The sequence below is a fragment of the Algoriphagus sp. genome, assembly GCF_030694375.1.
Lineage (GTDB): Bacteria > Bacteroidota > Bacteroidia > Cytophagales > Cyclobacteriaceae > Algoriphagus.
In genome coordinates, this window is sequence record NZ_JAUXYL010000042.1 from 40,732 (window position 1) to 50,101 (window position 9,370).

A 9,370-nucleotide genomic window follows, 5' to 3' on the forward strand; every position below is an offset into this window, starting at 1 on the left:
TTATATAAATAAGGGACTATTCGTCATAGACGATGGTATAGCCGCGGATTCCGTGTTCGTGAGAATCCAATCCGCTTTTCTCGTGTTCTTCGGAAACCCGGATACCCATTGTCACTTTTAAAATGTAGAAGATCAGGAATGCTGAGCCAAAAGCCATTGCTCCGCAGACTGCTACACCTATTAATTGAGCTAAGAACGAATGGTCAGGATTGGTGGAAAATATACCCACGGCTAAAGTTCCCCAAACTCCACAAGTCAAGTGAACAGAAACTGCACCTACCACATCATCGAGTCTCAATTTGTCTAAGAAGACAGCGGAAAGTACCACCAGAATACCGGCCACAAAACCAATCAATAACGCTGCTGCGGGAGTAAACACATCTGCACCTGCCGTAATTCCAACCAAACCCGCCAAGATTCCATTAAGAAGCATTCCAAGATCAAGCCTTTTGAAGGTAAAATAGGCGGTGAAAAACCCTCCCAGACCACCGGCACATGCTCCTAAAGAGGTGATAACTAATACAGAGGAAACTAAGGCAGGATCAGCGGAAAGAACAGATCCCCCATTAAAGCCAAACCACCCTAACCAAAGCAGGAAAACTCCTATCACAGCCAAGGGTACGCTCGCTCCTGGCTTCTCTACAGTTTTGCCATTTACATATTTACCTATTCTCGGGCCTACCAAAATCACTCCAGCCAAGGCACCCCATCCACCCACTGAGTGAACTAAAGTACTACCTGCGAAATCATAAAAGCCCATATCGTCAAGTGCTCCTCCGCCCCATTTCCAGCTGCCGATCAAGGGATAAACCAAACCGACAAACAATAAAGTAAAGATCAAATAGGCCGAAATTTTAACCCGCTCGGCGATAGCCCCGGATACAATCGTAGCAGCTGTTGCAGCAAACATAGCCTGAAAGAGAAAGTCTGTCCAATAGGTATATCCTCCATCGGCATACCCAGAAGTAACATCGGCATCAGCAGGAGAAAACCAGAACATGTTCCACCCAGCGGAGTCGAAGCTAAACCAACCAGGCACTTCAAAGCCCGGATACATGAGGTAAAATCCTACTAAAGCATAGGACACAATTCCGATAATTGGGGTGATTGTGTTTTTGAACATGATATTGACTGTGTTTTTGGCCTGGCCAAATCCAGTCTCTACCCCTGCAAATCCAAGGTGCATGATAAACACCAAGGCAGTGGAAAGCATCATCCAAACATTATTTGTCGTCAGTAGATTTTGAGAAATCTCTAAGGCCAAATCCGGGGTTGCGGCCAAATCTTGGGCCAACAGGGTTGCGAAATACATCATAGGTTTTAGGTTAAATTTTGAACGTTTTCAGAATTTAAATAGGTTTGATAGCTAAATATTGAATCGAATGTAATTATAAAAAAGGCATAAAAACAAACTGATTTTTTTTGTTTTATCATTTTATTAAGCTTTTTGATATGATTTTTGAACCATTTTTTACATTTTTTTCAATTATTGATCTTTTTTAGACTCTTTTGCTATCCATATAAATGAAAAAATAATATTTGGTAAATCTTTATGAAATTTTATGAAAACGATTACGAAAACCGCCAAACAGTGGCATAAAACATCAAACAGCTTTTTTTTAAAATTATATTCTGATTTTATCCAATTTTTAGAATTTTAATTCATTTGACGAAATTTATGAAAAACATAATTTTCAATTATTTTGGATTTTTTTTAACCTGAAATTATTTTTTGACTCTATAAATTGAAAATAGATGGCTCATATTTAACCAAAGAGCAAAAAAAAACCCGATTGAATCGGGTTTTTGATGAGATAAGTAAGCGATAGACTTATTTTAGTCGTGCAAATTCTTTTGCAAAGTATGTGAGGATTATTTTTGCACCCGATCTCTTGATGGAGAGTAAGATTTCGAGCATTGCACGTTCAGAATCCAACCAACCTTGTGCTGCCGCAGCCTTAACCATACTGTATTCGCCTGAAACATTATAAGCGGCCACTGGAACAGGATAATTATCACTCAGGAGTTTAATGATGTCCAGGTAAGACAAGGCCGGTTTCACCATCAAAAAATCTGCCCCTTCTTCCATATCCAAATCTGCTTCAATCAAGGCCTCTTTTGAATTGGCCGGATTCATTTGATATGTTTTTTTGTCACCGAATTTTGGGGCTGAATCCAAAGCGTCCCGGAAAGGACCGTAAAAAGCACTTGCATATTTGGCAGTATAGGACATAATAGAGGTGTCAGCAAATCCATTTTCGTCCAAAACATTACGGATAAATCCAACCCTCCCATCCATCATATCTGAGGGACCTAGGATATCCACACCTGCATCTGCTTGTGCCAAAGACATTCTCCCCAGAATTTCAAGCGTTTCATCGTTGATTATTTTACCGTTTTTCACCAATCCGTCGTGCCCATCGCTGCTGTAGGGATCCATGGCAACATCTGACATCAGGCATATTTCGGGAAATTGCTTTTTGATCTCTCGAAGAGCCCTGAGATAAAAAGTCTCAGGATTGTGGCTTTCTGTTGCCCTGGAGTCCTTGAGGGATTCAGGGTAAGCGGGAAAAACATCAAAAGCGGATATCCCCAATTTCATACACTCCTCAATTTCCTTAAGCATGAGATCTTGAGAAAATCTGAAAATTCCAGGCATGGAACTGACTTCTGACTTTTTTTTTGATCCATCGATTAAAAAAAGTGGAAATATCAGGTCTTTGACCGAAAGGCTGGTTTCTTCCACCAAACTTCTCACTGACTCAGATTTGCGGTTCCTTCGGGGTCTTCTTTGCATTTTATTCTGGCTAATAAACAATGGCAAAGTTAACCATAGCGGTCTTAAACTTTTGCTTTAAACCTAAAAAAGCATCCCTTATTTAAAAGAGATGCTTTTAGGCCCTTCGCTTTCTACGCCTAAAAATTTACCTGAGCCTGAATCCTGAGGAGGCTTCCTTTTTCACTATTGAATGGATCCCTGGAATTTTGTGCGGAACGATCCGAAATCGTGTACATAGTGACTAATTCAAAAGCTTTGTTAAACTGCCATTCCACTCCAATTTCCAATTCATTGACGCGATGTCGAGTGGCATCCAGTTCAAACTTCTTTCCCCCAGAAAAATAATGATAGCGTGTAAAAGGGATAATTGCACCTTGTCCGGTTTTTTTCATGTATGAAGCCAAGACATACCCACCCCTGATAGGTGCATCCTCGACATCATTCGTTTCCGGATTATATTGAGGTCCTTTTCCCCAGTTGTATTCAGCCTGAAGTCCAAATGGCTGCGGATAGATCACAAAAGATGGCCCGTAACGAAGTTCTTGAAATTCGTCTTGATCAAAATCAGTATTTACATTTCGATTTACTATATACTTACCGGTATATCCCTGAAACGAGGCTTCCAAAAACTGCCCCGTTGGCAACTCAAAAGGATACGTAATCCTGGAAACAATATTTAGATTCTTATTTTTATCAAGTGCATTTGGTCCTTGTCCATTATATACACCCAATCCAAATACCCCATAATCGCCTGAACCCTTTAATCCTGAAGACACCAATTGACTAAATCGCTTACGGATGTGTTGTGGGGCGTAGTAAAAAAACACTCCCGATTCCCGCTCATTCGGCACTGCTGAATTCAAACCATCATTTCGATCCAAGGGAATCCGGTTTTGACTTGATTGCATGTTTTCAAAACCAAAAGGAACTTTGGATTGCCCAATTCGAATTCGGAATTCTTGTTTTTGATCGAAGGCAACATCAAAATATGCATCTCGGATTTGAGCAAAGTTACCTCCTCCAGAGGCAAAGTCTGGTTGGATGTAAAAATAAACCTGTGGATGAATTTGACCATAAAAAATCAGACGAATTCGACGAAAGAAAAATCCTCCTCCATCTCCTCCCCAAGATTTATCACATTGATCGCATTTGAGATTAGAATTTGTTTCCAAAAGCCCATTATACCTGAGTTGGGCATACCCTCTCAGTTGAATACGATCATACCATTCTACTTTAGCTGAAGATTCAGCCTTTTTAATCAGCAGCGAGTCTTCATCGGTGCTCCTTGCAAAAGCACTTATTGAAAACATTGTCAGGATGACAAGCGCTGCAGCGAAGCGGATTCGCATACAGGAAAGATTTTAAATTAATAATTGTACAGCAAGACAAAGGTCGCACTGCAACATGTACTAAAAGTGAATCAGGGGTTATCAATCCGTTAACTGAACTAAAAAATTATATATTTTTTCTCCACATTCTACCCAAAAAACCTCACTCAAATTCAACAAATAAACTTTATAATATTATCCCAATGTTAAGTCTAATTACAATGTTAAAAAATCTTGAATTTAATGTTAAGCGATTTTGGATTATTCCAATAACGCTGCTACCCTGCTAATCTCCAAGCCGGAATAATCTCTGATGTAAAAATCACAAATCGGTAACTCCTCAATGGAATGGGAAGACAGGACTCCAACAACTTTCATCCCGGCATTCTTTGCAGCGCTCACGCCAGAAAAAGAATCCTCGAAAACCACACACTGACTCGAATTAAGTGAAATGTTTTTGGCTGTTTTCAAATAAACCTCGGGATCAGGCTTGTGCTTACTGACATGCTCACTGGCAAGTGCTGATTCCAAATGAGGAAATAGATCCAATGTTCCTGCAATCAGTTCAAGATTGGCAAATGGCGCAGATGTGGCTACAGCAGTTTTGAAGTCACCATTTCTCAATTCATGAAAAAACTCCAAAAACCCCGGGATGGGAGTTACATGATGTTGATAGATTTCACGGAAAAGACTTTCCTTTTCAAATTCAAGTTCAAGCAATTCCTGCCCTTCAATTTTTCTACCCAGAAAATGACTTAAAATGTAGCCGTTATTTTTCCCGTACATGTGAAGCATAAATTCATCCTCTGTCGGGAATAGATTTCGCTTTTCGAAGAAGATTTTGAAGGCTTGGGAATGAAATGGATTCGTGTGGCAAATGACGCCATCCATATCGAAAATTACTGCTTTTGACATCGGAACTTTATTAATTAAAAGGTCGCCTTTGTAAAAGAATAAAGGCGACCCCAAAATTGTCACGGGAAACCTATTTATTGAATTCAGAAATTACTTTCTCGATGATATCGCAACACTCATGAAGCTGCTCTTCTGTCATAACCAATGGTGGGGCAAACCGGATGATATTCCCATGGGTAGGCTTTGCCAAAAGTCCATTCTCAGCAAGCTTCACACAGATATCCCAAGCTGTAGTGCTTTCTGGAGAATCATTGATCACGACCGCATTGAGTAGGCCTTTACCACGAACCAGTTTGGCAATGGGATTTTTGTCCACCATTTTCTGCATCCGCTCACGAAAGATAATTCCAAGCTTGCGGGCATTTTGGGCCAATTTTTCATCTCTCACCACTTCAAGCGCTGTCATAGCTACTTTAGCCCCAAGTGGATTTCCTCCAAAAGTTGATCCATGTTGCCCCGGCTTGATGACATCCATTATTTCACGATCGGCCAATACGGCGGACACGGGATAGAATCCTCCTGAAATAGCTTTTCCCAGAATCAAAATATCAGGTTTGGTATAAGTTTCTTGCTTTTCGCAATGCCCCTCGCAGGTGCAATTTCCACACACCGCAAGCAAGGATCCGGTTCTTGCAATTCCCGTCTGAATTTCATCGGCGATGAACAGAACATTTTGAGCAGCACAGGCTTCTTTTGCTTTTCTTAAATAACCTTCCTCCGGAACATAGACACCAGCTTCACCCTGAATCGGTTCGATCAGGAAACCTACAACTCCTTCAATTTTCAACGCCTCTTTAAGTGCGTCTATATTATTATAAGGTATACGGATGAATCCGTCTGTAAATGGACCGAAACTTTTACGCGCATTGGCATCATTGGAAAATGAGATGATTGTAGTCGTACGTCCATGGAAATTATTTTCCGCCACAATGATTTTCGCTTGATATTCAGACACCCCTTTTCGCTCATAGCCCCACTTTCTGGCCAGTTTTACTGCTGTTTCGACCCCTTCAGCGCCTGTATTCATAGGCAAAACCATGTCGAATCCAAAATACTCCGTAATGTACTTCTCAAATGGACCAAGGATGTCATTATAAAAAGCCCTTGAGGTTAGTGTCAATGTGCCTACTTGCTCAATCATGGCATTTTTGATTCGGGGATGACAATGTCCCTGATTGACCGCCGAATAAGCAGATAGAAAATCAAAGTACCTTTTACCCTCAACATCCCAAAGGAAGACACCTTCTCCTCTAGTCAAGACTACCGGCAATGGATGATAATTATGAGCCCCGTATTTGTCCTCGAGTTGTATTGCTTGCTTACTGGTAGAAATGGTATCCATGATTTCGTTATTTTTACGCGATATTGAAAAAGATAAGACTCTCAAATATAGTAATTGCCTTTTGGCAAATCCATGAAACAAGGAAAGAACCCTTTACCAAAAGTAACTGAAGAGGACTTTTATATTAACGAGCAAGGCTTAATGGTTTTTACAGAAAAATACCATCTCAAAAGGGGCTTTTGCTGCGGAAATGGATGCAAACACTGTCCATTCACAAAAGCCAATTGAAATAAGGAATTATTTTAAAACTGCTTGTTGTTAATTCCCGAAAAGTTCCGATATTTGCAGACTCATTACAGAAACGCATCCAATTTACGATACTATATCATGGCAAAAGTTTGTGACATTACCGGAAAAAGACCTCAAGTAGGTAACAACGTGTCCCATGCAAACAACAAAACCAAGCGTAGATTTTACCCAAATCTTCACAAGAAGAGCTTCTACGTACCAGAGGAAGACGCATGGATTACTTTGAAAGTTTGCTCCAAAGCATTGAGGACAATCAATAAGAACGGTATCACCGCAGTTTTGAAAAAAGCTCAGGATACGGGTATGATTGTTATTAAATAATCAAAGTCACAGTCCCTTAAACCAATACAGCGATGGCTAAGAAAGGAAATAGAGTACAAGTGATTATGGAATGCACAGAGCATAAAAACTCAGGCATGCCAGGTACTTCAAGATATATCACAACAAAAAACAGAAAGAACACGACTGAGAGATTAGAATTGAAAAAATTCAACCCAATCTTGAAAAAGGTTACTGTTCATAAAGAAATTAAATAATTTAGCTCGGAAGTAATTCCGCTTAAACGACAAAGAAATGGCTAAGAAAGTAGTAGCAACCCTAAAAAAAGAAGGTGGCGTAACTTACGCCAAAGTGATCAGAGCAGTAAAGTCTGAAAAGACCGGTGCTTACACCTTCAGAGAAGAAATGGTTCCTTCCACATTGGTGCAAGAGACCTTGAAAAAATAATTGAATAGCGCATCCTAATGCACTAAAAGTCCCTCTGGTAATTAATCAGGAGGGACTTTTTCATTATATTCCACTTTTAATAATAGCACCTCATGGGAATCTTTGGGTTTTTCTCAAAAGAAAAAAAAGAAAGTCTCGATCAGGGACTTCAAAAAACCAGTGAATCCATTTTCTCCAAGCTAAGTAAGGCTGTCGTCGGTAAATCCCAAGTCGACGAGGAAGTACTCGATCAACTGGAGGAAATCCTCATCACCTCAGACGTAGGTGTGGACACTACAATCAAGATCATCCGAAGAATAGAAGAGCGAGTAGCCAGGGACAAATACCTGAATTCTTCCGAACTGGATGAAATCCTTAGAGAGGAAATAGCTTCGCTTCTTGAAGAAAATAATACCCAGGATCTTTTGGATTTTGACATTCCTTCTGACAAGAAACCCTACGTCATCATGGTGGTGGGAGTCAATGGAGTGGGTAAAACAACTACCATCGGAAAGCTGGCCAATCTTTTTAAAAATGCAGGAAAATCAGTAGTGCTCGGCGCCGCAGACACTTTCCGGGCCGCTGCTGTGGACCAGCTGATTCTCTGGGGTGATCGCGTGGGTGTACCGGTGGTTTCGCATGGAATGAATACCGACCCGGCCTCAGTGGCATTTGATGCCGTCAAACAAGGGATGGACTCAGGCGCTGACATCGTCATAATCGATACAGCGGGAAGGCTACACACCAAAGTCAATCTGATGAATGAATTGAGCAAAATCAAACGGGTGATGCAAAAGTTTATCCCGGATGCGCCTCATGAAATTCTATTGGTGTTGGATGGTTCGACTGGACAGAATGCATTTATTCAAGCAAAAGAATTCACCAAAGTGACTGAAATCTCTGCTTTAGCTATCACCAAACTTGACGGCACAGCCAAAGGAGGAGTTGTAATCGGAATTTCCGACCAATTCAAAATCCCAGTAAAATACATCGGTGTGGGTGAAAAAATGACGGATCTTCAGCTATTTAACCGAAAGGAATTTGTGGATTCACTTTTCAAAAAGAAATAATATCAACCAGTTTGATGTGTTTATAATTGTTTTTAGCTGTCATATGGAATGGACTAATCATCCCATTTTGTGACTATTTAGTCATGCCTGTCTGCCTCAGGCAGGCTCGATTTCACCAAATGCCCCAAAATTTCTGGGGTATTTTTTTTTGCAAAAATTTGAACAATAGAATTATTTTTTCGTAATTCACAATGATATCATTTTAACATCATAATGAAATGGAAAAAGTAATCAAACCCGCTTCAGGCTACATCTATCTTTTCATGGCTTTAGCCGGAATCGCAGCCTCTATTTACCTCTTTACCCAAGAGATGGCCATCGAGGGAGGTATCCTCCTTTTTTTGTCAATTACCTGTATACCGGGGTTCTTTATTGTAGAGCCTAACAAAGCGCTGGTGATGCTTTTATTTGGGGAATACAAAGGAACAGTGAAAGCTTACGGTTTTTTCTGGGTGAATCCCTTTATGACAAAAAAGAAAATCTCTCTTCGAGTAAGAAACTTTGAAAACAAGCCTGTCAAGGTGAATGACAAGATCGGAAATCCCGTCATGATCGGCACAATCGTAGTCTGGCAGGTACAAGACACATTCAAAGCCACCTTTGATGTGGAAGATTATGAAAACTTCGTTCACTTACAAACTGACGCAGCAGTCCGAAAAATGGCAGGAAAGTATCCTTATGACGATTTTGAGGCTGAAAATGCAGAAATCACCTTGAGATCTGGAGTCGAGGAAGTCAACCACTCCCTTGAATTGGAAATTTCAGAACGACTCGAACATGCCGGTATCAAAGTGATTGAAGCCAGAATTTCTCACTTAGCATACTCCTCAGAAATCGCATCCGCCATGCTCCAGCGACAACAAGCGACAGCTATTGTTGCGGCACGTCGCAAGATTGTAGATGGAGCAGTTGGCATGGTAGAGATGGCACTACATGACTTGAAAATGAAAGACATCATTGAATTTGATGATGACAAAAAAGC

11 protein-coding genes are annotated in these 9,370 nt (G+C 40.6%); 6 read left to right on the forward strand and 5 right to left on the reverse strand.

Annotated features, from left to right (window positions below):
* Positions 1-16 precede the first annotated feature (16 nt).
* From Q8M62_RS17745 to rocD, 5 genes are all read right to left on the reverse strand, one after another.
* The gene (locus Q8M62_RS17745) at positions 17-1,315 is read right to left on the reverse strand and encodes an ammonium transporter (RefSeq protein WP_370690570.1); all 1,299 of its coding nucleotides are present in this window, start codon (positions 1,313-1,315) and stop codon (positions 17-19) included.
* 516 nt (positions 1,316-1,831) lie between these two features.
* The gene (gene hemB / locus Q8M62_RS17750) at positions 1,832-2,797 is read right to left on the reverse strand and encodes a porphobilinogen synthase (RefSeq protein WP_304901700.1); all 966 of its coding nucleotides are present in this window, start codon (positions 2,795-2,797) and stop codon (positions 1,832-1,834) included.
* A gap of 119 nt (positions 2,798-2,916) precedes the next feature.
* Positions 2,917-4,128, reverse strand: a complete 1,212-nt coding sequence (locus tag Q8M62_RS17755) for a porin (RefSeq protein WP_304901699.1) — start codon at positions 4,126-4,128, stop codon at positions 2,917-2,919.
* 240 nt (positions 4,129-4,368) lie between these two features.
* Positions 4,369-5,022, reverse strand: coding sequence for an HAD family phosphatase (locus tag Q8M62_RS17760; protein WP_304901698.1), 654 nt, complete (start codon positions 5,020-5,022; stop codon positions 4,369-4,371).
* 70 nt (positions 5,023-5,092) lie between these two features.
* The gene (gene rocD, locus Q8M62_RS17765; protein WP_370690569.1) at positions 5,093-6,364 is read right to left on the reverse strand and encodes an ornithine--oxo-acid transaminase; all 1,272 of its coding nucleotides are present in this window, start codon (positions 6,362-6,364) and stop codon (positions 5,093-5,095) included.
* A 72-nt stretch (positions 6,365-6,436) separates the two neighbouring features.
* On the opposite strand from rocD, the gene Q8M62_RS17770 reads away from it, so the two are divergent.
* The 6 genes from Q8M62_RS17770 to Q8M62_RS17795 form a co-directional block, all read left to right on the forward strand.
* Positions 6,437-6,592, forward strand: coding sequence for a DUF5522 domain-containing protein (locus tag Q8M62_RS17770; protein ID WP_304901697.1), 156 nt, complete (start codon positions 6,437-6,439; stop codon positions 6,590-6,592).
* Positions 6,593-6,691: 99 nt separating this feature from the next.
* A complete protein-coding gene (rpmB, locus tag Q8M62_RS17775) occupies positions 6,692-6,934 on the forward strand; it encodes a 50S ribosomal protein L28 (RefSeq protein WP_092733452.1) in 243 nt (80 codons plus the stop codon).
* A 32-nt stretch (positions 6,935-6,966) separates the two neighbouring features.
* A complete protein-coding gene (rpmG, locus tag Q8M62_RS17780; protein WP_009036148.1) occupies positions 6,967-7,149 on the forward strand; it encodes a 50S ribosomal protein L33 in 183 nt (60 codons plus the stop codon).
* 37 nt (positions 7,150-7,186) lie between these two features.
* A complete protein-coding gene (locus tag Q8M62_RS17785; protein WP_304901696.1) occupies positions 7,187-7,339 on the forward strand; it encodes a DUF4295 domain-containing protein in 153 nt (50 codons plus the stop codon).
* 92 nt (positions 7,340-7,431) lie between these two features.
* Complete coding sequence (gene ftsY / locus Q8M62_RS17790; protein WP_304901695.1) at positions 7,432-8,388, forward strand: signal recognition particle-docking protein FtsY; 957 nt, start codon at positions 7,432-7,434, stop codon at positions 8,386-8,388.
* 218 nt (positions 8,389-8,606) lie between these two features.
* The coding region (locus Q8M62_RS17795; protein WP_305668233.1) for an SPFH domain-containing protein at positions 8,607-9,370 on the forward strand (764 nt) is incomplete at its 3' end.

What these genes read in the sequence shown, in the direction of transcription:
- ftsY (WP_304901695.1), top strand. Translation starts at nt 7,432, where the DNA reads ATGGGAATCTTTGGGTTTTTCTCAAAAGAAAAAAAAGAAAGTCTCGAT.
- rocD (WP_370690569.1), bottom strand. Translation starts at nt 6,364, where the DNA reads ATGGATACCATTTCTACCAGTAAGCAAGCAATACAACTCGAGGACAAA.
- Q8M62_RS17760 (WP_304901698.1), bottom strand. Translation starts at nt 5,022, where the DNA reads ATGTCAAAAGCAGTAATTTTCGATATGGATGGCGTCATTTGCCACACG.
- Q8M62_RS17745 (WP_370690570.1), bottom strand. Translation starts at nt 1,315, where the DNA reads ATGATGTATTTCGCAACCCTGTTGGCCCAAGATTTGGCCGCAACCCCG.
- Q8M62_RS17755 (WP_304901699.1), bottom strand. Translation starts at nt 4,128, where the DNA reads ATGCGAATCCGCTTCGCTGCAGCGCTTGTCATCCTGACAATGTTTTCA.
- rpmB (WP_092733452.1), top strand. Translation starts at nt 6,692, where the DNA reads ATGGCAAAAGTTTGTGACATTACCGGAAAAAGACCTCAAGTAGGTAAC.
- hemB (WP_304901700.1), bottom strand. Translation starts at nt 2,797, where the DNA reads ATGCAAAGAAGACCCCGAAGGAACCGCAAATCTGAGTCAGTGAGAAGT.
- Q8M62_RS17770 (WP_304901697.1), top strand. Translation starts at nt 6,437, where the DNA reads ATGAAACAAGGAAAGAACCCTTTACCAAAAGTAACTGAAGAGGACTTT.
- Q8M62_RS17785 (WP_304901696.1), top strand. Translation starts at nt 7,187, where the DNA reads ATGGCTAAGAAAGTAGTAGCAACCCTAAAAAAAGAAGGTGGCGTAACT.
- rpmG (WP_009036148.1), top strand. Translation starts at nt 6,967, where the DNA reads ATGGCTAAGAAAGGAAATAGAGTACAAGTGATTATGGAATGCACAGAG.